The sequence below is a fragment of the Microbispora sp. KK1-11 genome (assembly GCF_006874435.1).
Taxonomy (GTDB): Bacteria; Actinomycetota; Actinomycetes; order Streptosporangiales; family Streptosporangiaceae; genus Microbispora; species Microbispora catharanthi.
Map to the genome: position 1 here is coordinate 1 of NZ_VIRJ01000059.1, position 20,111 is coordinate 20,111.

The window sequence follows — 20,111 nt, forward strand, 5'->3', positions numbered from 1 at the left end:
CTGCGTCGGCATCACCGTGTGGGGCGTGCGCGACAGCGACTCCTGGCGCTCCAGCCAGACCCCGCTGCTGTTCGACGGCAACGGCAACAAGAAGCCCGCCTACACCTCGGTCCTCAACGCCCTCAACAACGCCACTCCCAGCAACTCGCCCAGCCCCACCCCGCCGGTGAGCCCGAGCCCCAGCCCGACCCCGCCGGTGAGCCCGAGCCCGAGCCCGACCCCGCCGACCAGCCCCAGCCCCACTCCCCCGGTCACGGGCGCGTGCTCGGCGACCCTCACGACGGTCAACAGCTGGCCCGGCGGCTTCCAGTCCGAGGTCACCGTCCGCGCCGGCAGCTCGGCGGTCAACGGCTGGACCGTGAAGTGGACCTGGCCGGGCGGGCAGACCATCAGCAGCCTGTGGAACGGCACGCAGAGCACGTCCGGCTCCAGCGTGACCGTCCGCAACGCCCCCTACAACGGCTCCATCGCGGCCGGCTCGTCCACCACCTTCGGCTTCACCGCCAACGGCAGCGCGGCCACCCCGGCCGTCACCTGCACCAGCCCCTGACCCCTGACTCCTGACTCCTGACGAAACCGGATCCGGTTCGGACGATGTCCGGCCGGATCCGGTTTCGCGTTGTCATACCAGCGCGTCCGGGGGTGGAGGAGCGGATCCGGCGGCGCGATGATGGCCGTGATGGACGGGACTCTGCTGCTGCTGGACGTCGACGGGGTGCTCAACCCCAGTCGGCGCTCCTCGCCGCGCTTCCGCCGCTTCGACTGCGTGGCGGAGGGCGAGTGGTTCCGCCTGCTGCTCGATCCCCGGCACGGCGCCAAGCTGACCGCGCTGCGCCGGGAGACCGGCGCGACGCTGGCCTGGGCGACGACCTGGGGCGAGCGCGCCAACGAGGAGATCGGCCCCAGGATCGGGCTGCCCCCGCTGCCGGTGATCCCGATCGACGGCGACCCTCCCCGCCCGCCCGGCGTGAACCTCAAGACCTGGCACGTCGCCGAGTACGTCCGGGGCAGGCCGTTCGTGTGGTTCGACGACGATCTCGGCCCGGCCGATCTGGAGTTCCTGCGCGGCCATCCGGGCGTCGGGGAGTTCCTGGTCGTGGCCGTCGACCCCAGAGACGGGCTGGGCGACGCCCATCTGGACGCCGCCCGCCGATGGCTGACCGCGCGGAGGCCGCAAGCCGCCTGGTGAGACAGTGTGGAGTCACAGGTGAGCAGGGGGTGGATTCTCAGGGATTTCCCCGGAAGCCCCGGTAATCTCGCGGGCCATGACATGGCAGCGGAGGATCAACGGCGCACTCGTCAAGTTCACGGGAGTCCAGCTCACCCGTGTCCGGCCCGCCGCCCAGTCGTCGCCCACAGGCCCCGCCCCGGCTCCGGCGCCGGAGGAACTGGTGCGTCCTCCCGCCGACCCTCGCGCCGACCGCCTTCTGGTCGCGCCGGTGTTCATCATGTCCCCGGTGCGGTCGGGCTCCACCCTGCTGCGGTCGATCCTGAACGCGCACCCCGAACTCCACGCCCCGCATGAGCTGCACGTCAGGCGGCTGACCGTCGGGTTCGGCACGCCGCTGGCCCGCAAGGCCATGGAGGCGCTCGGCCACAACCAGGCCGACCTGGAGCACATGCTGTGGGACCGGGTGCTCCACCGCGAACTGGTGCGCAGCGGCAAGCGGACCATCGTGGACAAGACTCCCGCCAACGCCTTCGCGTACGCCCGGATCTCCGCCTGCTGGCCCGACGCCCGGTATGTCTTCCTGCTGCGCCACCCCGCCTCCATCGCCGCCTCCTGGTACGAGGCCGACCCCGTCAAGCGCACCCGGGAGGAAGCCGCCTCCGACGCGCTGCGTTACATGAAGGCGGTGCAGCGGGCCAGGAAGGCGCTCACCGGCCTGACCGTGCGCTATGAGGATCTGACCGGCGAGCCGGAGAAGACGACCCGCGCCATCTGCGACTTCCTCCAGGTGGAGTGGGAGCCCGGCATGCTGGCGTACGGCGAGCAGAAGGTGGTGCAGAAGGGCCTGGGCGACTGGAGCGACAAGCTCCGCTCGGGCACGGTGCAGCCGGGACGCGACCTGCCGGGGCCCGACGAGATACCCGACCTGCTCAAACCCATCTGCCGCAGCTGGGGCTACCTCCCCAAGGAGGAGGGCCGATGAGGATCCGTTACATGCTCCTGCACGCCTACGGCATGGGCGGCACGATCCGCACCGTGGTCAACCAGGCGAACGCGATGGCCACGCTCGGCCACGAGGTCGAGATCGTCAGCGTGGTGCGCCGCCGTGAGGAGCCGCAGTTCCGGCTGCATCCCGGCGTCGCGCTCACCACGCTGGTGGACCAGCGGACCGGCGTTCAGGCCGACTCCCTCGGCCGGCGTGTGTGGCGGCGGCTGCGCGGCAAGATCGTGCCGTACGGCGAGTTCGCCGCGGGCTACTTCACCGAGCGGGTCGAGAAGGCGGTCATCGACTACGTCACCTCTGTCGACGACGGGGTCCTCGTCACCACACGCCCGGCGCTGAACCTCATCTCCGCGCGCCGCGCCTCCGGGAACGTCGTGCGGGTGGCGCAGGAGCACATGAACCTCGGCACCTATCCCGGCCCGCTGCGCGAGGAGATCGTCCGGCACTACGGCGGGTTCGACGCGGTCGCCGTGCTGACGGCCAGCGACCGGCGCGAGTACGAGCAGGCGCTGCCCGGCACGAGGATCGTGCGGATTCCGAACGCGGTGCACTCGGTGAACCAGACGCCGTCCAGGCAGGAGCACCCGGTCGTGGTCGCCGCCGGACGCCTGGTCAGGCAGAAGGGCTTCGACCTGCTGCTGCCGGCGTTCGCCCAGGTGGTGAAGGAACATCCGGAGTGGCGCCTGCGCGTCTTCGGCACCGGCCCGAAGAAGGCCGCCCTGCGGGCGCTGATCGGCGAGCACGGCCTGTCCGCGCACGTGACGTTGATGGGCCGGACCAACCGGCTCGACGACGAGCTCGCCCGGGCCTCGATCTACGCGCTGAGCAGCCGTTTCGAGGGCCTGCCGATGGTCATGATCGAGGCGATGACCCACGCGCTGCCGATCGTGGCCTTCGACTGCCCGACCGGCCCCGGCGACGTGCTCACCGACGGGACCGACGGCGTCCTGGTGCCCTGCGGGGACGTGGACGCCCTCGCCGCGGCCATGAACCGGCTCATCGCCGACCGCGACCTGCGGCTGCGCATGGGCGCCGCCGCCGCGGCCACCGCCAGGGAGTACGCGCCGGAGAACGTCATGCCGCTGTGGGAGAACCTGTTCACCGAACTCCTGCGGGCCAAGACGGGCAGCGACGCGCGGGCACGGCGGTGACCGGGCTCACGCGTACGCGGCCCCGGTCGGCCTGCCGCCCCTGCGGGGGGACGGAAAGGCCCCCGGCCGGCGGTGACGCCGGTCGGGTGCCCTTCCGCCCGATCGGCCTGCGTCAGCCGTCGCTGTCCGACGACGGGATGTAGGCGCCCGGCACCTGGTCCGGCGCGTAGATCTCGTCGTCACCCGGGTAGGGCTTCTTGTAGTCGTGCGCCTCGTACCACGAGAAGCGGTTCATCTGCTCCGGGTTCCCGGAATCGGCCCTGGCGTTGGGCCCGTTGAACGCCTGGTGCGACTTCCAGGCGCCCCACTTCTTCGCGACCTCCTGCTTGTCCGCGGGCACCTTCGCCGACGGCGCCGCCGCCGCGGCGGGGTTCTGCGGCGCCGGGGTGTCCGCACCGCAGGACGGCAGGTTGGAGCCCGTCAGGCCCAGCGTCAGCGACGTGCGGTTCGGCAGGGCGGTGAACGGCGTGTAGTCGGGCTTGTTGGTGAAGGCCGCGGCCATCGGGGTGGCGGCGCTGTCCTTCTGGTTCATCGGCTGGATCCCGAGGATCTGCTCGATGGTGCGGATCATGGTGATCTGCGTGTAGTAGTGGCTGTCCACGGTGCCGTGCTTGGCCCAGGGGCTGACGATCTGGATCGGGGCACGGTGGCCGTCGACGTGGTCGGTGCCGGCCTGGGAGTCGTCCTCGACGACGAAGATCGCCGAGTCCTTCCAGTACTTGCTGTGCGAGATGGTGTCGACGATCCTGCCGAGGGCCAGGTCGTTGTCGGCGACCTGAGCGGCACCGTTCGGCGGACCACCCGTGTGGTCGCTGGAGAGCCAGAACATGTTCAGGTTCGCCGGCCCGTTGGCCTCGAAGTCACGCTTCCAGATCTCGTACCGGTAGATGTCCGGGACGCTGGTGTCGAACTTCGGGAAGCCGTGCACCGACACGTCGTTGAGCGACGGGATCGGCGAGGACGAGTTCAGGGTGTAGGCGGTGTTCTGGCCGGTCGCCTGCATGTTCTTCGTGTCGCAGTACAGGTTCTGCCAGGTCGCGCCGGACGGCTTGGTCAGGAACTGGTGGAACTCGCCGAAGTTCCGCACGGTCTTGCCCACCGCCTGCGCACCGCTCCAGATGAAGCCGGTCCGCTGGTGGCCGAGCGCGTCGTCCTCGGTGTCGTAGCTGCGCAGGTACTCACCCGCCGAGGACTCGGTGTACTCCGGGTTGTCGGCCTGCATCAGCCAGTTGTGGCCCTCGGCCGAGTTGGTGCCGATGTCGTACGTGTTGTCGTACAGGCCGAACTGACGTGCCAGCGCGTGCTGGTTCGGCGTCACGTTCTCGCCGTACTGGGCCAGCGACGGGTCGCCGTTGCCCTGCGGGATGTCGCCGAAGACCTGGTCGTAGGTCCGGTTCTCCTTGACGATCAGGAAGACGTGCTTGATCGTCGAGGGGTCTCCGAGACGCTTCGGGACCGCCACGGCCTTCTGCTTGTTGCCCTCGGCCTTCTTGACGTCGTTCTTGCCCCAGCCGTTCTGCGCGAAGACCGTGGCCGTGTACTTGGCGATCTCCTTGTCGTCCGGCAGCGTGAACCGCTGCAGGCTCGACGTGGTGTCGTGGGTGCCGTGCCCGGCGGCGGTGGTGGGACGGCGGGCGTCGATGCCACGGGTGTTGGAGACCAGCACCTGGTCGCCGATCGTGGTGATCTCGGCGGGGAAGTAATCGGTCGGGAGCAGGCCGACGTAGCCGACGGGCTCCTGCGGCGTCGTGTAGCGGTAGACGGCGACCGCGTTGGCGCGGCCGAGCGTCACCAGCAGATGACCGTCGTCGGTGAGCGTCACCGCGTCGGGCTCGTAGCCCACCGAGGCCTCCGGCCACGGCTGGGTGGCGATGGTCTGGACGACCTTGTCGCTGGAGGTGTCGACGACCGACACGTCGTTGGTGGCGGTGTTGGTGACGAACAGCGCCCCGTTCTTGGCGTACAGGGCCGTCGGGTGCAGACCGACGTCGATGCTCGTGGGGGCGGCGGCGGGGTTCGCCAGGTCGATGACGCTGACCGTGCCGGTGGTGGTGGCGCCGGTGTTCGGGTCGGCCGGCACCTGGGTGCCGTAGGAGTTGATCGTCGTCTCTCCGGGCTTCGCCGGACGCCCGCCCTCGTTGCTGACGTAGAGCTTGGTCCCGACCATGACCAGGTCACGGGGGGCGTTGCCCACGGCCCAGCTCTGCCGGATGGCCCCGGTCGCCGCGTCGATGGCGACCACGCGGTTCTGGCCGTTGACGGCGGAGTACACGGTGGAGCCGTCGGGCGAGAACACCGCCTCGCCCACCAGCGCGCGCTTCGAGCCCTGTGCGGCGATGGTGACGTTCGTCGGGTTGGCGAGGGTGCCGTCGGGGTTCACGGTGAACCTCGTGTAGCCGTCGGCCCGCCCCAGCCACAGCTGGGAACCGTCCGGCGAGTACGTCGGGCCTTCCTGGCCCACGTCGTTGCCGCTGATGCGCGGGTTCGCCGCCGCGTTGTTGCCGACGAGCTGCTGCACCCGCCAGTTCTTCAGGTCGACGATGACGAGCGCCATGCCGCCGTCGGTGATCGAGGCCGCGAGGTGGGCGCCGTCCGGGCTGACCGAGGACGACATGATCTTGCCGTTGTCGATGACGAGGCGCTCGCCGACGGGGTTGATGTACTGGTCGGCGGAGACGACCAAACCCTTGTCGGTGGTCTGGCCGACCTGCTGGGTGCCGAATACGTCGGTGGACGCGTAGGCGATGCCGCCGCCGGCGACGACGAGAGCGGCGGTGGCGGCCGCGAGGAGGCGGGTCCGCCGGCCGGTGCGTCCACTGAGGAGCCCGCGTGGGGCCTTCGCGACGCGCTGGCGCGTGACGTGCATGAATCATTCCTTCGAAGTGCTTGCGAGCAGGTCGACGTTCCCGTCGAACTGCCACAGGGGGTTGGGTGCGTCCCCGGCCGGGGTGCGCACCTGGAAGAAGCCGTTCACCTCCTTGGGTCCGTCTCCGTCGGCGACGTACCGCCCGTCCGCGGTGACGTCGAGCTGGTAGATGGCGGAGCCCACGGCGGCCGCGCCGGGGAGGTGCCATGACACGACACACCGCCAGTCGTTGCCCGGTCCCTGGTCGGGGACCCGGGAACCGCCCTTGTCGCAGGACGCGGACGCCCCCAGCTGCGCCTCGGTGACGTCGGGGCGGTTGAGCTCCTGCGTCTGCAGCCGATAGAGATGGGCGTACGCCGTGGCGAGCGAGTCCTGCAGCTTCCCCTTCTCGATTCCCGAGCCCGTGGCCGGGGTCGCGACGGCGATCACGCCCACGGTGAGGACGACCAGTGCGGCCAGTGGCAGGACCGCCGCCACGACGACCCGCCGGCCCGACCCGTCGTACGTCAGGTCGGTGAAGTCGCGGCGCAGGAACAGCCGGTAGGCCAGCGCGGTGGCGGTGACCGCCCACACCACGCTCACCGCGAGACCGATGAGGAGGGGGCCCGCCTGCGCCGGGCTGGTGAAGAGCCCGCGCCAGGCGAGGAAGGCGCTGTTCGGCAGGGCCGTCCGCACCGCCACCGGTAGCGGGAGCAGCTGTGCGAGCTGCAGCACCAGGGCGAGCAGTGCGGGCATCAGCAGCCCCATCGGCGAGCGGCCCAGGGCGACCGAGCCGAGGAGCCCGACGGCGGCGAACGCCACCGTCGGCGCCAGCACGCAGACCCAGGCGAGCAGAACCGTGGCGGCGGCGTCCGCCGGGGCGAGGAGATGGCCGTCCAATCCGGCGAGCGGCCGGTCGCCGACCGCGACCAGGCCCCCTGCCACGCCCGACGCGGCCAGCCCGGCCACCAGCAGCAGGAGCACGGTCAGGCTGGCGAGGCCCTTCGCCACGAAGATCCTCCTCGGTGAGCGGACCGCCACGAGGAGGTGGCGCCAGGTGCCCAGCCGGTCCTCGGCCGCGAAGACGTCGCCGGCGACCAGCGCCGTCAGCAGCGGGAGCGCCCAGCTGCACGAGAAGTCCAGTACGACCAGCGCCCCCGCCCAGCCGGTCGCGTTCATCCAGCGGCCGAAGACCGTGTCGGCCGGGAGCGAGCTCTGCAGGCTCACGGCGGCCACGAAGGCCGCCGGGGCGATCCAGCAGGCGAGCAGCAGCAGTCGGATGCGCCACTGGGAGAGCAGCTTGACCAGCTCGAACCGATAGCCGGGCAGTACGGGCGCCGGCCGGGCGCCGGCCCTGGGTTGGGTGACGGTCGCGGTCATCGCAGGTCCTCCTGGTCGGTCTGCGCGGGTACGGTCCCGGTCAGGCCGAGGAACGCGGCCTCGAGAGGCGTCACCACGGGCGCCAGTTCCCGGAGCGCCACGCCGTCTCGCACCAGCCGTACGACCAGCTCGTCGATGGCAGTCACAGGCCCGCGGACCACGAGTACGCCGGCGTCCGGTCCCCGAGCGGGGTCGCGGCCGGGCACGACGCGGAGCCCGGGCGTTTCCGACGCCAGCCGGTGGGCGGCCGCCGAGTCGGAGGTGAGCAGCCGGTAGTCGAGTTCGCCGCTCTCGGCGGCGAGCTTGCTCACCGGACCGGAGAAGACGACCCGTCCGGTGGCGAGGATGGTCACCTCGGCGCACAGCGCGGCGAGGTCGTCCATCCGGTGGCTGGAGAGGACCACCGCGGTCCCGTCCGCGGCGAGTCCGGTGATGACGCGGTGCACCTGGTGCTTGCCCGCGGGGTCCAGGCCGTTGGCCGGCTCGTCGAGGACGAGCAGTCGCGGCTTGGTGAGCAGCGCGGCGGCCAGCCCGAGCCGCTGGCGCATCCCCAGCGAGAAGCCCCGGACCCGGTCGTCCGCGACGTCGGTGAGCCCGACCTGCTCCAGCACGTCGTCGACGCCGGTGTCATACCGGCCAAGTGAGGCCAGGGCCGAGAGGTTCTGGCGCGCGGTGAGCGAGGGATAGAGCCCGGGTCCGTCGACGAAGCCCGCGACGCCGTCGGGGACGGCGAGCGTCCGCCCGACCGGCGTCCCCAGGATCTCAAGGCGCCCGCCGTCCGCGACCGCCAAGCCCAGCAGCAGACCGAGGAGCGTCGTCTTGCCCGCGCCGTTCGGGCCGACCAGGCCGTGGACCTGCCCGCGCGCCACGTCGAGGTCGACACCGTCGAGTGCGACCACGTCACCGAAGGACTTCGTGATTTCGCGAGCCCGGACCGCGGGCATCCTGTGCGTCTCGCTTCTTCCCATCCCTGTCCTTCCTCGGCAGCCGGCACCCGGTCGCGGATTCGGCGATCGGTACGGCAGCGAGAAAGTTAGCCGCGCTAAATACGCGGCACGGTGTGCAGCGCACCAATAGACGGTTTATGTCACGTGAACAGACGTCGTGATCAGCGGGACTTGGTGCGACGTGGTTCAAGATATTGCCAAGCCATGTTCACCCCGGCGTGGCCTCGTGCCCCTAATATCCCCGTCTTGCCAACACACACCCACGGGGGTTTCACATGGTTTCCTCCCGCAAGCGACTGCTGCGGCTGCTTGTCCCTACGACGGCTGTGGCGACGACAGCGGTCGTCAGCGCGGTTCTCACCCCTGTCCTGTCCGCGAACGCCACCACCTCTGACCACGGCGGCGGCCGGGCGCGCAGTGTGATCTTCATCAACGGTGACGGCATGTCCGCGGCTCATCGTGAAGCCGCGAGGCTGTACCTGACCGGTCTCGACGGACAGCTCGCCATGGACAGGCTTCCGGTCTCCGGGCAGTTGAGCACCAGCCCGCACGACCCGGCGACAGCCGTCACCGACTCCGCCGCCGCGGCTACCGCCTGGGCGACGGGGACCAAGACCTACAACGGCGCCATCAGCGTGGACGTCAACGGCAAGCCGCTGCCGATCCTGGGCATGCAGGCCAAGGCGGCGGGTAAGTCCACCGGCCTCGTCACCACGGCTCAGGTGACCGACGCCAGCCCTGCCGCGTGGTTCTCCCAGACCGCCAACCGCTCGGCCCAGGACGAGATCGCGCGGCAGTACCTGGCGGTCAGCAAGCCCGACGTCATCCTCGGCGGTGGCGAGGACTGGTGGCTCCCGGCGGGTACGCCCGGCGCGTGGCCGGACAAGCCCGCCGAGGATCCGAGCGAGGCCAGCAAGGGGACCAAGGGCAATCTGATCGACCAGGCCAAGAGCGCCGGCTACCAGTACGTCTCCACCGCCCACGAGCTCGCGCGGGCGAAGCGGGGGAAGCTGCTGGGCCTGTTCAGCAACGAGGAGATGTTCCAGCAGAGGCCCGAAGGCCAGGGTGACGTCTACTCCCCGGCCGTGGACCTGGCCACCATGACCAAGAAGGCCCTGGACACCCTCGGCACGAACAAGAAGGGCTTCTTCCTCTTCGTCGAAGAGGAGGGCGTCGACGAGTTCGCGCACGAGAACAACGGCGCCCGCGTGCTCCAGGCCATGGCATCCCTGGAGAAGGCCGTCCAGGTCGCCAGGGCGTACGTCGCCGCGCACCCCGACACGCTTCTCGTCGTCACGGGCGACCACGACTGCGGCGGTCTCACCGTGGAGGACACCTCCGGCAGCGACGAGAGCGGCAGCGACCTGTCGACCGAGGACGGTCCGTTCCCGATCCACGGCAGCAAGCTCCAGTTCGTCATGGACTGGACCACCACCGGGCACACCGGCGTGGACGTGCCGGTTACGGCGCAGGGGCCCCTCTCCACCCTCTTCACCGGCAAGCACCCCAACACCTACGTGCACGAGGTCCTCTCACAGGTGCTGACCTCACGTCACTGAACGACCGCTCACGCGGACGCTGCGCCGGCCAGCCGGTCGCCCAGGGAACTGCGCCGGTACAGGACCTGCCGGCCGTCGCGGGCCCGGGTGACCAGGCCCGTGGCGTACAGCACCCGCAGGTGCTGGGACACGGCGCTCGGGGTGACCCTGAGCCGGCGGGCGAGCTCGACGGTGGGCAGCGGCTCGCCGAGGAGGCCGAGCAGCCTCGCCCTCGGCGCGCCGAGAAGCGCCACGAGAGCGGTCTGTTCCGCGACGGGCGCCGTGTCCCAGAGCGTCGCCACGCCACGGCTGGGATACACCAGCGTGGGAGGCTCCTCCGGGAGGACCGGTGGCGCGGGCTTGTGCGCGAACACGGAGGGCACGAGCAGCAGCCCACGGCCGGCCGCCGCGACGCGGAAGCTGCTGATCATCTTGTCGACGTGCAGCACGCCGTCGTCCCAGCGCAGGTTCGGGTGCATGCCCGCGAACAGCAGGCGGGCGCCTCCGACGGCCAGCTGCCGCGCCCGGTAGGTCATGTCGGCCTCCAGCACCAGCCGCATCTGCGGCCACAACGGCCTGACCGCGATCTCCCAGTAGCGTCCCAGGAGGTCGCAGACGGCGTCCCGGAGCCTTACGACCGGCGCGTCGCCGGTGGCGGCGGCATCGCGCAGCGGCCCGGGGAGCGGGCCCGGCGCGTGCGTCGCCGCCAGGTCGCGGCGGACCAGAGCGGGTGGGGTACGGCGGACCACCGCCAGCTCCTCCTCGAACTCCGGGGCGAAGGTCTCGGGCCTCGGGGTCAGGAAGTCGGGAACAGTGAACCTCTCCGCCACCAGGGACATCAGCAGGTCCGTGTCGAGCGCGCCGAGGCTGCCGGCAACAGATCTGCGCCAAGGGAGATGCACCGCGGACAGGCCCGGGTCGCGCAGCACCCGCAGGCTGAGCACCGTCTCGGTCAGGGGCGAGAGGGCGAACCTCGTGTCCGCGAGGTCCTCGACGCCGAGCACAAAGCTGATCATTAAGCCATACGCTACATCGATTGGCGGCGGAACGCCCGTGGCGTGGACTTCGGTCCATGATTCACGCATTCGTCGTCGTGAGCGGCGTGACCGGACAGCGCCGCGTCTCCGATGTCGCCGACGGGCCGGTGGACGGCGCATGAGCCGCCGACTCCTCGCGATCCTGACCCTCACCTGCGCGGTGGCGGTGGGCAACGTCTACTTCCCGCAGGCGATCGGGCCGCTGGTCGCCGCCGGGCTGCATCTGTCCCCCGACGCGGGCGCCCTGGTGGTGACCGCCACCCAGGCCGGTTACACGGCCGGGATCGTCCTGCTGGTGCCGCTCGGCGACCGATTCCCGCACCGGCCGTTCCTGGTGACCCTGCTCGCTCTGACCGGTCTGGGCCTGCTCGCCGCGGGCTGCGCGCCGGCCCTGCCGCCGCTCGTCGCCGCCAGTGCCCTGGTCGGCCTCACCACCGTGGCCGCGCAGGTCGTCGGCCCACTGGCGGCCGGTCTGGTGGCGGCCGACCGCCGGGGGGCGGTGATCGGCACGCTGCTGAGCGGATCGACCGGCGGCATGCTGCTGGCCCGCACCTTCAGCGGCACCCTCGGCGAATCGCTGGGCTGGCGGGCGCCGTACCTCGTGGCCGCGGCTCTTGCGCTGCTCCTCGCGGCGGGCCTGGCCGTCACGGTGCCGGTCACGGCCCCGTCCACCCGCCGGCGTTACCCTGCGCTCCTGGCCGAACCGCTGCGCCTGCTGCGCGCCGAGCCCGAGCTGCGCCGCTCCTGCCTCTACCAGGCGGCCGTCTTCGGCGGGTTCTCGGCCGTCTGGACCTGCCTGGCGCTCCTGCTGACCGGCCCGGCGTACGGGCTGGGCGCTCAGGCCGTCGGAGTGCTCGCCCTGGTCGGCGCGGGGACCATGCTGTGCACTCCCGTCGCCGGCCGCCTGGTGGACCGCGTGGGGCCGGATCCGGTGAACCTCGTCTGCATGCTCGGAGTCCTCGTCTCGGCGGCGGTCCTCGCCGCCGGGTCGCTCGGCGGCACGGCGGGCCTGGTCGCGCTGACCCTCGGCACGCTGCTGCTCGACGTCGCGATGCAGTGCGGCATGGTCGCCAACCAGGCCCGGGTCTACGCCCTGCGTCCCGACGCCCGCGGCAGGCTCAACACCGCCTACATGACCTGCGCCTACCTCGGCGGCAGCGCGGGGTCCTGGCTCGGGGTACGCGTCTGGGGCGCGGCCGGCTGGCGGGGCGTGTGCGCGCTCGTCGCGCTGCTCACCGCGGTCGCCCTGACCCGCCACCTCCGCGATCACCGACGTCAGGGATCTGCGAGGAAGCGGGCGACCAGAGCGGTCCCGGGAGCGGTTCGGCCCCCCGGCCCGGGTGCGGCCACGACGGTGTCGGGGGTGAGCACTCCCCCGCATCGGTCGCAGGTCATCGTCGGCACGACCGGCGCTCCGCAGCCGGTGTGCACCAGTCGCAGCGGCGGCCCCTGGTCGGCCAGATGACGGTCTCCCCAGGCCAGCAGTGCCAGCACCACGTCGTACAACTCCCGCCCCGCCTCGGTCAGCCCGTACTCGTGGCGCACCGGCCGCTCGGCGTACGGCCGGCGCTCGGCCAGCCCGCCCTCCACCAGCCGGTCGAGCCGGTCGGCGAGCACGTTGGTCGCCACGCCGAGATCGCGGCGCAGTTCCTCGTACCGCGTCATGCCGAGGAACAGGTCACGCAGGATGAGCAGCGTCCACGGGTCCGCGACGAGACCCGCGGCGCGGGCGACCGAACAGTGAATGGCGGCGAATCGTTCCCTGTCCACGCCCGCCAGCCTAGTCCCTTGCTAACAGCAAGTGACTCTTCTAGAGTCCGAGTCACTTGTCGTCAGCAAGGGAGCAGGCCGTGTACCACTGGATCACCGGTCTTCGAGTCCGCCGGCTCTGGCGCCGCGTGGGAACGGGCGACTATCGGGCCGCCGTCGCGATCGCGGCGCCGGACATGCTGTTCCGCTTCGCCGGGGACACGCCGCTGAGTGTCCAGACCCGTGGCAGAGCGGCGTTCGAGGCCTGGTTCCGCGACCTTTTCGCACGCCTGCCGGGGCTGCGACTGACCCTGCGGGACGTCGTCGTCCGCGGCTGGCCGTGGAACACCACGGTCGTGGTCCGCCTCGACGCCGCCGCGACGCTGGCCGACGGCACGGCGTACCGCAACGAGGCCGTGCAGTGGGTGCGCCTGCGCTGGGGACGCATGGTCTCCGACGAGGTGCTGGAGGACACCCAGCGACTGGCCGACGCACTGCGCCGCCAGGCCGCCGCGGCCGGCCCCCATAGCTGAATTCGCACGAGCCCTTCGTGTGCCAGACTGGGCCGCGATGGCGTCAGATCCCCTCACCCGCGCGACCGCCTCCCTGTACGGCCTGGCAATGGGCGACGCGCTCGGTTCCCAGTTCTTCGTGCCCGCCAACCGCGAGGCGCTCGCCACCCGGACCCTGCCGCCCGGGCCGTGGCAGTGGACCGACGACACGGAGATGGCCTGCTCGATCTACCGGGTCCTGGCCGACCGGGGCACGGTCGATCAGGACGCGCTGGCGGTCTCGTTCGCCACCCACCACGACTTCGACCGCGGCTACGGCCCGGCAACCGGCCGGATGCTGCGGCTCGTCCGGCAGGGAGGCGACTGGCGGGCGCTCGCGTCGGGGCTCTTCGACGGAAGCGGCTCGCGGGGAAACGGCGCGGCCATGCGCGTCGCCCCGCTGGGCGCCTGGTTCGCCGGAGACCCGGTCCGCGCCGCACGGCAGGCCGAACTGTCCGCCCGGGTCACGCACACGCATCCCGAGGCCGTCGCCGGCGCGGTCGCCGTGGCCGTGGCCGCCGCTGTGGCGGCCTGCGAGGCCGACCTGTCCCCCGGCCGGTTCCTCGACGCCGTCCTGGAGCACACGCCGTCCGGCCGCGTACGGAGCGGGATCGGCGCGGCCAGGCGGCTGCTCACGATCGCCGATCCCCTGCTCGCCGCCGACGCCCTGGGCAACGGCAGGAAGGTGACGGCGCACGACACCGTCCCGTTCACGCTGTGGGCCGCGGCCCGGCATCTCGGCGACGTCGAGCGGGCGATCTGGACGACCGCGGCGGCGGGCGGCGACGTCGACACCACCTGCGCGATCGTCGGCGGCATCCTGGGGGGACGGGCCGGGATCGGCGGGCTGCCGCACGGCTGGCTGCGCCGGGGGGAACCGCTGCCCGCCTGGGCCGGGGTGCCGGCGAGCTCGCCGGGAAGCGGCGCCCGCCGGTGAGCGGGCCGGAGTTCAGGGGCGTGTTCGACATCCACCTGACGGTGGCCGCGGACGAGGTCGGGCCACTCGGTGACTGGGCGCGGGAGCACGGCGTGAAGTTCACCCACATCGTGCTCGAACGCGGGACGGCCCCTTCCCAGCCGATGCTCACCGTCCGGGGCGAGGGCACGCTCGGCGCGCAGAGGACGGCCGCCGCCGCCCACACCGCGCGGTTGCGGGACGAGGGGTTCCGGGTGGTCCGAGTCAAGATCGAGGCGGCTCCCTGGAACGAGGACGTCCCTCAGACCGCCGAGGCCGCCGCAGCGATGCCCGGCCGCTACTTCGAACACCACGTCAAAGTCGCCGTCCGCGGAGACCTGGCGCCGCTCGCCGATCTCGCCGTCGTCCATGGCGCGCACGTGTCGCGGAACGCCCGCCGGCAGCGCGACGACGGTTCACACGAGCGTTTCGTCACGCAGCGATGCCGGGGGGTCGGGCTCGCCACGGCCGGCCGCCGCTTCGAGGCGCTGCTGTCCGATCTCGAAGGGCACGGCTACGCCGTACTCGAAGCCGAACGAGAGTACGTCGTCCACGACGACAACCCCGGTATCGACCACGGCTGGATCGAGGAGAGATGACGTCAAGCTGGGACCGGTTCAAGGGAGTGACCCTCCCCGAGGGCACCACCATTCCGCCGCGCGGCACACCGTGGTTCCCCGCGACCTACGTGCCCGTCACGGACAGTCCGGGCATCCGCCAGCCGCCGATCTTCGACCCGGCGCTGAAGCAGTTCGACCGTGCGTTCCGGGCCGGTGAACCGATCTTCGACGACCCGGAGGTGGGGCGCCGGTGGCGGCGGGCCCGGCGCCGGGCGATCGACCACCTGGTCCGGGTGGTCGCCGAATCCCCGTGGAGCGAGAACCTCGTGCTGCGCGGAAGTCTGCTGCTCGAGGCGTGGGTCGGCGAGCAGGCGCGGGAGCCGGGCGACCTCGACTGGGTCGTCGTCCCGCCCACCGTGAACATGGACAGCCCGCTCACCGCCGCGATGTTCAAGGGCGTCATCGCCGCCACCGTGGCCGGTCCTGCCGACGGCACGGTGACCTTCGACCCGGGCGACATCGCGACGGACGAGATCTGGACGTACGACCGCGTCCCCGGGCGGCGGCTCGTGTTCACCTGGCGGGCCGGCGACCTTCCGCCGGGAACCGTCCAGCTCGACTTCACCTTCAACGAGCGCCTGCCCGTTCCGCCGGAGGTCGCCCTGATCCCCCGCACCGGCGGGGGTGAGCCCACGCCGATCCTCGCCGCCACCCCGGAGCTGTCGCTGGCGTGGAAGCTGCTCTGGCTGTTCTCCGACGGATACCCGCAGGGCAAGGACCTCTACGACGCCGTCCTGCTCGCCGAGCGCGTAGCGCTTCCCCGCGACCTCCTTCACGGGGTTCTGCGCGACGCGCTCGGAGAGCGCGAGGCCGGTGAGTTCGGCCCGGAGACGATCCGTTCTCTCGACGAGGTGGACTGGGACGAGTTCCGCGCCGAGTATCCGCACGTCACCGGGAACGCCCGCGACTGGCTGGACCGGCTGGCGCGGGCGATCGGCCCCGCCTTCGCGGAGGAGTGACCCCGATCAGGTCAGGCGGCCGACGTAGGCGAGCGCCTGCTTGAGCAGCACGCCCTGGCCGCCGGTCATCTCCTGCTGCACGATCGGGGAGGCCGCCTCCTCGGGCGTGAACCACTCCAGGTCCAGCGCGTCCTGCCGGGGCCGGCAGTCCCCGCGTACCGGCACGATGTACGCCAGGGAGACCGCGTGCTGGCGAGGGTCGTGGAACGGCGTGACCCCCGGCGTGGGGAAGTACTCCGCCACGGTGAACGGCGTCGGCGAGACCGGCACGCTCGGCAGCGCCACCGGCCCGAGGTCCTTCTCCAGATGGCGCAGGAGCGCGTCGCGGATGCGCTCGTGGTAGTACACCCGCCCGGACACCAGCGCCCGGCTCACGGTGCCGTCGGCCCCGATCCGCAGCAGCAGGCCGACGCGGGTCACGGTGCCCGCGTCGTCCACCCGCACCGGCACGGCGTCCACGTACAGGATCGGCATCCGGCCCCGCACCGACTCGATCTCGTCGGGAGCGAGCCAGCCTGGCGTCGTTTCGGTCATTTCGGTCACGGGTCGATCGTACTTGCCCAGGCGGGGGGCGGTTCGCAGGTCGGCGCAACCCGTGCCGGGTCTCCGGCCACCGGCTCGGCGTCAGACCCGGACGGCCGGGCCGCGGCGGGCGCGGACCGTGTCGGCGTGCCGCCAGATGAGACGGTTCACGTCGTCGGGACGGGCGGCGGGCGGGAGACCGGCGAGGACCTCCCGGCGGGCGGTCCTGGCCGCCGACACCTTGAGGCGGTAGTCACGGAAGATCTGCACCTCGCCGTCGCTCCCGCAGGGCCCCCGCCGGCCGACCGGATGAAGGTACGTGTAATCCATGTCGTGATACCACTGTTCACCGAGCGTCACGACGTCGACGGCCCACAGGCGCAGCCGGGAGGGCGGGGCGCGGAAGACCAGCGCGCCGCCGGTCCGTTCGATGGCGGCGCCGTGTGTGTCCACCGGCGGCTCCCACTCGGGCCACCGGAGGTCCAAGGTCCTGCGTGCGCGGTCGAGCTCGGTGTCCAGTCCCCAGGTGTGCCAGCGGACCGTGCCGTGGGAGGGCTCGGCCGCAGCACGGCGCAGCCGCCGGATCGCCCGCGCGGTGAGGGTCGTCAGGTGCGCCGGGACCAGCACGATCGGGTCGGCCGGCTCGGCGTCGAACGGGTTCGGGTCGAGGTGCGGCCGGTCGATGACGACCACGGTGCCTGGCAGGCGCTGGAAGGACAGGCCCCACAGCAGCCTGCCCAGCAGGCGTGCGCCGTGCAGGTCGGACAGGATGTGCCAGGTGTCATGGAAACGGTTGGTGGAGAAGCGGGCCGGCGTGCCCGGCCGCAGGGTGATGACGCTGTAGCCGCGACCGTCCGCACGCAGCGGGCGGCGGTGCAGCTTGAGCCCGTCACCCGTGGCGGCGGCCGTACCCGGCCTCGGTCCCTTACGCTCCGGCACGTCTCACCGTCGTCTCCCTCCTCGGGCTCCGGCACTGACTGCTCATGAAAGCCGCGCCAACGCCTCAGCACAACCGGATTTCGACGGGCAGCACCTCGACCGGCCAGAGCGGCGGCAGCACGTACAGGCGGGTCCGCCGCCTGTTCTGCCTGTGACGGCACCAGTCGAAGGTCAGGGGGCAGCCACCCCGGCACCTTCTCGGACGCGAGAATCGCGGCCTCACGCCGGCTCAGGACCTCTCCGACGGGATTCAGCGCGACGGCCGAGACGTTCACCGAGCTCAGCACGCGCCGGACGGCGTCCGTTTCCTGCCTGATGAGATCGCGGCCACGCGTGAGGGTGTCGAGAAATTCGCGCATACGGCCCGGGTCGATGCCGCTGAAATCCGGCTGCGACGGCCCCGTTCCCGAAAATGTCGGCTTGGCCATCGTTTCCCTCGTTTACCCGCATATCCGAGCTAGGTCCTGGATTCCCAGGTGACACAGGATTCTCCGGAGCTGCTCATAGCCTCCCGGCTGCGCAGACTCAGCCCCCGCCTTGGCATCTGCAGGGCCCGACGCGGATCAAGCTCCTGAGGGGCCAGGACATCCAGGTTTTTTAACCCCAGATGGTCCGTCACCTCAGGCTCGTGCTAGCATCTGCGGAGTTGCAGTTGTGGTACCCATGAAACTTGTGTGCGCCTGGCGGGATGTAACCTTCAGGCGCATTTTGTTTTTCCGGCCTTCTCCGGAGGGGCCTCATCCGGCGACGCGGAATCTGTGCAGTGCGGATTCCGGTTCGGCCCCTGTTTAAGGAGATTCGACATGGCTGTCGGAACCGTGAAGTGGTTCAACGCGGAAAAGGGCTTCGGCTTCATCGAGCAGGAGGGCGGCGGCCCCGATGTCTTCGCCCACTACTCGAACATCGCCGCCCGGGGGTACCGCGAGCTGCACGAGGGCCAGAAGGTGTCGTTCGACATCACCCAGGGCCAGAAGGGACCCCAGGCCGAGAACATCGTTCCCGCCTGACCCAGGCCGGCATCGTGATTCGGGGTCCGCGCTCGACAAGCGCGGGCCTCGACTCATGTCCTGGCAGAGGATCGTCGTGCAGCACCTCGTCGGTCCTGCAAGCGCCGCTGCCCAATCCGGGCGTGAACGCCCGCCGGCGTGCCGCCGACGGGGCTGTACTCGCGGGAAGCGGTCCCCTACGACGATCTACCTCAGAGTTTGTGCAGCTTCTTGTATGGGGTCATGATTCGTTCCTGCTGTGATCGGAAGTCGACGATCACAGCCACCCCGTCCTCTACTTCCACGACCACGCCCAGACCGTACCGATCGTGGGTGACCTGGTCGTTCACGCTGAACTCTTCGACAGGCGGGGCGGGAGGCGGGGGCTTGAAGGGACTCGTGGGCAGGTGACGGCGGGACGCGCCGCTGGCTGGTTTCATCCCCTCCAGTATGTGCCGCTCACCGAGCTGCTCACAACCAACCCATGTCCTTGACATGCTGTCTTCGTCCCGGCAGCGGTCCGCTTCGGTGACCTGTGGTGGCGCGAGGAAGCTCACCGCAGTTGCCGGCGAAGCGATCCAGAACCCCACTGGCCTGCGCGGAAGCCCCTGAAACCCTCGCCCCTCGCGGACGGCTGCTGTCGGCATACGCTCCCTGCTCACGCTCGCCGGAGCGGCGGCCGGAACAGGAGATCGGCCGTCACTCAGGGCCGCCAGGCGTCCTGGTAGTCGGTGTGCCAGTTGTACGCGGATGCTTCCAGCTTCAGCAGGTGCTCCGCCTGGGCATGTTCTTCCAACGCCAGGTAGAGCTCGTTGACGAGCACGGATTCCAGGAAATCCACACGGTCCCGTTTCGCTGCCAGGTCCCGCTCCGCTTTGTGGGAGTTGGGCTCCCCGGCGTCCGCGGCCCCGCGCGCCTGGTCCAGACCCTCGTTGATGCGGGCACGCAGGAACGCGATCAACCCCTCGAACACGGTTTCCGCCTGGTGCGAACGGGCCCGGCGCGCGTCGGGCACGATCCCGCGGTAGCGGGCGGCGAGGGCGGGCTCGTCCGTGCTCACGAGTTCCCGTCGGGGAAATCGCCGCAGGAGTGCTCTTCTGTCGATCGGCTCTTCGTCGCCGGCCGCCAGGGCGTCCCCAAGGAGCTCCGCGGCGAGCAGGGGACGATTGCGGACCAACTCCAGGAGCGTCCCCTGATTGATCGTTGTCATGACCATGAGATTACATGGAGTAATCACATGCACGCCAAGGGTGGCTGACGTGGGCCGAGGTGGTTTCCTTCCCTCCGGTGGAAGCTCTCTTCAACCACGTGGGTCTTGACCACGGGATGAACGCCGTCTTCATCGGCCGCTTCCCCACGCTCCCCGGCTCCGGGCCCCCTTCCTACGAGCCCACGTCACCCGCGGGTAGCAGAGGGTCGAAGTGACGTGAGACGACGAACTTTCACCGAGCCTTTGTCTATCCTGCCGGGGGCGACAGTCGAAAGGCAGGAATCCCCCCATGGCCTATGCCGATCAGATCTCTCCCATCCTCCGCGCGACGTTCGAGCTTTTGCGTGAGGCTGGACGGCCGCTGCGGCCCGAAGAAGTTCGCAAGGAAGTCGAAAGCAGAGTGACGATTCCTGCGGAGCTCGGTTGCGTCCACGGGAGTGGTGTAAGAGTTTCCGCTGGTAGAGGCGTGGCGTCGTGAAATGAGGACGGCCATCGCGTGATCCTTCGTGATTGCGAAGTCAAGATCGAAGGAGAAGAAAGCGATGGCC

General features: G+C 70.9%; 20 protein-coding genes and 1 pseudogene. 11 read left to right on the plus strand and 10 right to left on the minus strand.

Annotated elements, in window-relative coordinates; all coding sequences use genetic code 11:
• From FLW16_RS41885 to FLW16_RS41900, 4 genes are all read left to right on the plus strand, one after another.
• Window positions 1-550 (plus strand): cellulose binding domain-containing protein (locus tag FLW16_RS41885; RefSeq protein ID WP_185949839.1); only part of this gene is annotated, 550 nt, incomplete at its 5' end.
• A gap of 129 nt (window positions 551-679) precedes the next feature.
• Entirely contained in the window at window positions 680-1,189 is a 510-nt protein-coding gene (locus FLW16_RS41890) for an HAD domain-containing protein (protein ID WP_142566555.1), read from the plus strand.
• Between the two features lie 76 nt (window positions 1,190-1,265).
• The gene (locus FLW16_RS41895; protein WP_142566556.1) at window positions 1,266-2,153 is read left to right on the plus strand and encodes a sulfotransferase; all 888 of its coding nucleotides are present in this window, start codon (window positions 1,266-1,268) and stop codon (window positions 2,151-2,153) included.
• Window positions 2,150-3,325, plus strand: a complete 1,176-nt coding sequence (locus FLW16_RS41900; RefSeq protein WP_142566557.1) for a glycosyltransferase family 4 protein — start codon at window positions 2,150-2,152, stop codon at window positions 3,323-3,325. The genes FLW16_RS41895 and FLW16_RS41900 overlap by 4 nt, the downstream gene beginning before the upstream one ends.
• 112 nt (window positions 3,326-3,437) lie before the next feature.
• Here FLW16_RS41900 and FLW16_RS41905 read toward each other — a convergent pair whose 3' ends face one another.
• The 3 genes from FLW16_RS41905 to FLW16_RS41915 are packed head-to-tail and all read right to left on the minus strand — an operon-like array spanning window position 3,438 to window position 8,518.
• Entirely contained in the window at window positions 3,438-6,191 is a 2,754-nt protein-coding gene (locus FLW16_RS41905) for an alkaline phosphatase family protein (RefSeq protein ID WP_142566558.1), read from the minus strand.
• A 3-nt stretch (window positions 6,192-6,194) separates the two neighbouring features.
• Window positions 6,195-7,550, minus strand: a complete 1,356-nt coding sequence (locus FLW16_RS41910; RefSeq protein WP_142566559.1) for an ABC transporter permease — start codon at window positions 7,548-7,550, stop codon at window positions 6,195-6,197.
• Complete coding sequence (locus tag FLW16_RS41915) at window positions 7,547-8,518, minus strand: ABC transporter ATP-binding protein (RefSeq protein WP_221891573.1); 972 nt, start codon at window positions 8,516-8,518, stop codon at window positions 7,547-7,549. Before FLW16_RS41915 ends, FLW16_RS41910 begins: the two co-directional genes overlap by 4 nt.
• Window positions 8,519-8,823: 305 nt before the next feature.
• Here FLW16_RS41915 and FLW16_RS41920 point away from each other — a divergent pair, with 305 nt between their 5' ends.
• Entirely contained in the window at window positions 8,824-10,056 is a 1,233-nt protein-coding gene (locus FLW16_RS41920) for an alkaline phosphatase (RefSeq protein WP_221891574.1), read from the plus strand.
• A gap of 8 nt (window positions 10,057-10,064) precedes the next feature.
• Here FLW16_RS41920 and FLW16_RS41925 read toward each other — a convergent pair whose 3' ends face one another.
• Window positions 10,065-11,051, minus strand: coding sequence for a helix-turn-helix domain-containing protein (locus tag FLW16_RS41925; RefSeq protein WP_142566561.1), 987 nt, complete (start codon window positions 11,049-11,051; stop codon window positions 10,065-10,067).
• Between the two features lie 139 nt (window positions 11,052-11,190).
• On the opposite strand from FLW16_RS41925, the gene FLW16_RS41930 reads away from it, so the two are divergent.
• Window positions 11,191-12,537: an MFS transporter gene (locus FLW16_RS41930; protein WP_142566562.1), complete on the plus strand. Its 1,347-nt coding sequence runs from the start codon at window positions 11,191-11,193 to the stop codon at window positions 12,535-12,537.
• 50 nt (window positions 12,538-12,587) lie between these two features.
• Here FLW16_RS41930 and FLW16_RS45780 read toward each other — a convergent pair.
• A pseudogene (locus FLW16_RS45780) lies at window positions 12,588-12,737 on the minus strand (winged helix-turn-helix transcriptional regulator); the annotation flags it as partial.
• Window positions 12,738-12,922: 185 nt separating this feature from the next.
• Here FLW16_RS45780 and FLW16_RS41940 point away from each other — a divergent pair.
• From FLW16_RS41940 to FLW16_RS41955, 4 genes are read left to right on the plus strand one after another with little or no spacing between them, the layout of a single operon-like run.
• Window positions 12,923-13,354, plus strand: coding sequence for a nuclear transport factor 2 family protein (locus FLW16_RS41940; RefSeq protein WP_185949840.1), 432 nt, complete (start codon window positions 12,923-12,925; stop codon window positions 13,352-13,354).
• Window positions 13,355-13,391: 37 nt separating this feature from the next.
• Complete coding sequence (locus FLW16_RS41945) at window positions 13,392-14,309, plus strand: ADP-ribosylglycohydrolase family protein (RefSeq protein ID WP_142566565.1); 918 nt, start codon at window positions 13,392-13,394, stop codon at window positions 14,307-14,309.
• Window positions 14,306-14,926, plus strand: a complete 621-nt coding sequence (locus tag FLW16_RS41950; protein ID WP_142566566.1) for a hypothetical protein — start codon at window positions 14,306-14,308, stop codon at window positions 14,924-14,926. The genes FLW16_RS41945 and FLW16_RS41950 overlap by 4 nt, the downstream gene beginning before the upstream one ends.
• On the plus strand, window positions 14,923-15,906 hold the full coding sequence (locus FLW16_RS41955) for a nucleotidyl transferase AbiEii/AbiGii toxin family protein (RefSeq protein WP_142566567.1): 984 nt from the start codon (window positions 14,923-14,925) through the stop codon (window positions 15,904-15,906). The genes FLW16_RS41950 and FLW16_RS41955 overlap by 4 nt, the downstream gene beginning before the upstream one ends.
• A gap of 6 nt (window positions 15,907-15,912) precedes the next feature.
• Here FLW16_RS41955 and FLW16_RS41960 read toward each other — a convergent pair whose 3' ends face one another.
• Both FLW16_RS41960 and FLW16_RS41965 read right to left on the minus strand, forming a co-directional pair.
• Window positions 15,913-16,440, minus strand: a complete 528-nt coding sequence (locus FLW16_RS41960; protein WP_142566573.1) for an NUDIX hydrolase family protein — start codon at window positions 16,438-16,440, stop codon at window positions 15,913-15,915.
• 90 nt (window positions 16,441-16,530) lie between these two features.
• On the minus strand, window positions 16,531-17,367 hold the full coding sequence (locus FLW16_RS41965) for a hypothetical protein (RefSeq protein ID WP_142566568.1): 837 nt from the start codon (window positions 17,365-17,367) through the stop codon (window positions 16,531-16,533).
• Between the two features lie 803 nt (window positions 17,368-18,170).
• On the opposite strand from FLW16_RS41965, the gene FLW16_RS41970 reads away from it, so the two are divergent.
• Window positions 18,171-18,374 carry a cold-shock protein gene (locus FLW16_RS41970; RefSeq protein WP_142566569.1) on the plus strand — a complete coding sequence of 68 codons (204 nt, stop codon included), beginning with the start codon at window positions 18,171-18,173 and terminating at the stop codon, window positions 18,372-18,374.
• 191 nt (window positions 18,375-18,565) lie between these two features.
• On the opposite strand, the gene FLW16_RS41975 is transcribed toward FLW16_RS41970, so the two are convergent.
• The 3 genes from FLW16_RS41975 to FLW16_RS44835 all read right to left on the minus strand — a co-directional run.
• On the minus strand, window positions 18,566-18,793 hold the full coding sequence (locus FLW16_RS41975; protein WP_142566570.1) for a hypothetical protein: 228 nt from the start codon (window positions 18,791-18,793) through the stop codon (window positions 18,566-18,568).
• Window positions 18,794-19,056: 263 nt separating this feature from the next.
• On the minus strand, window positions 19,057-19,563 hold the full coding sequence (locus FLW16_RS41980; RefSeq protein ID WP_142566571.1) for a hypothetical protein: 507 nt from the start codon (window positions 19,561-19,563) through the stop codon (window positions 19,057-19,059).
• A 247-nt stretch (window positions 19,564-19,810) separates the two neighbouring features.
• Window positions 19,811-20,111, minus strand: a 301-nt coding sequence (locus tag FLW16_RS44835) for a hypothetical protein (RefSeq protein ID WP_221891575.1), incomplete at its 5' end; no start/stop codon positions are given.

What these genes read in the sequence shown, in the direction of transcription:
- FLW16_RS41890 (WP_142566555.1), top strand. Translation starts at nt 680, where the DNA reads ATGGACGGGACTCTGCTGCTGCTGGACGTCGACGGGGTGCTCAACCCC.
- FLW16_RS41895 (WP_142566556.1), top strand. Translation starts at nt 1,266, where the DNA reads ATGACATGGCAGCGGAGGATCAACGGCGCACTCGTCAAGTTCACGGGA.
- FLW16_RS41900 (WP_142566557.1), top strand. Translation starts at nt 2,150, where the DNA reads ATGAGGATCCGTTACATGCTCCTGCACGCCTACGGCATGGGCGGCACG.
- FLW16_RS41905 (WP_142566558.1), bottom strand. Translation starts at nt 6,191, where the DNA reads ATGCACGTCACGCGCCAGCGCGTCGCGAAGGCCCCACGCGGGCTCCTC.
- FLW16_RS41910 (WP_142566559.1), bottom strand. Translation starts at nt 7,550, where the DNA reads ATGACCGCGACCGTCACCCAACCCAGGGCCGGCGCCCGGCCGGCGCCC.
- FLW16_RS41915 (WP_221891573.1), bottom strand. Translation starts at nt 8,518, where the DNA reads ATGGGAAGAAGCGAGACGCACAGGATGCCCGCGGTCCGGGCTCGCGAA.
- FLW16_RS41925 (WP_142566561.1), bottom strand. Translation starts at nt 11,051, where the DNA reads ATGATCAGCTTTGTGCTCGGCGTCGAGGACCTCGCGGACACGAGGTTC.
- FLW16_RS41930 (WP_142566562.1), top strand. Translation starts at nt 11,191, where the DNA reads ATGAGCCGCCGACTCCTCGCGATCCTGACCCTCACCTGCGCGGTGGCG.
- FLW16_RS41945 (WP_142566565.1), top strand. Translation starts at nt 13,392, where the DNA reads ATGGCGTCAGATCCCCTCACCCGCGCGACCGCCTCCCTGTACGGCCTG.
- FLW16_RS41955 (WP_142566567.1), top strand. Translation starts at nt 14,923, where the DNA reads ATGACGTCAAGCTGGGACCGGTTCAAGGGAGTGACCCTCCCCGAGGGC.
- FLW16_RS41960 (WP_142566573.1), bottom strand. Translation starts at nt 16,440, where the DNA reads ATGACCGAAACGACGCCAGGCTGGCTCGCTCCCGACGAGATCGAGTCG.
- FLW16_RS41970 (WP_142566569.1), top strand. Translation starts at nt 18,171, where the DNA reads ATGGCTGTCGGAACCGTGAAGTGGTTCAACGCGGAAAAGGGCTTCGGC.
- FLW16_RS41975 (WP_142566570.1), bottom strand. Translation starts at nt 18,793, where the DNA reads ATGAAACCAGCCAGCGGCGCGTCCCGCCGTCACCTGCCCACGAGTCCC.
- FLW16_RS41980 (WP_142566571.1), bottom strand. Translation starts at nt 19,563, where the DNA reads ATGACAACGATCAATCAGGGGACGCTCCTGGAGTTGGTCCGCAATCGT.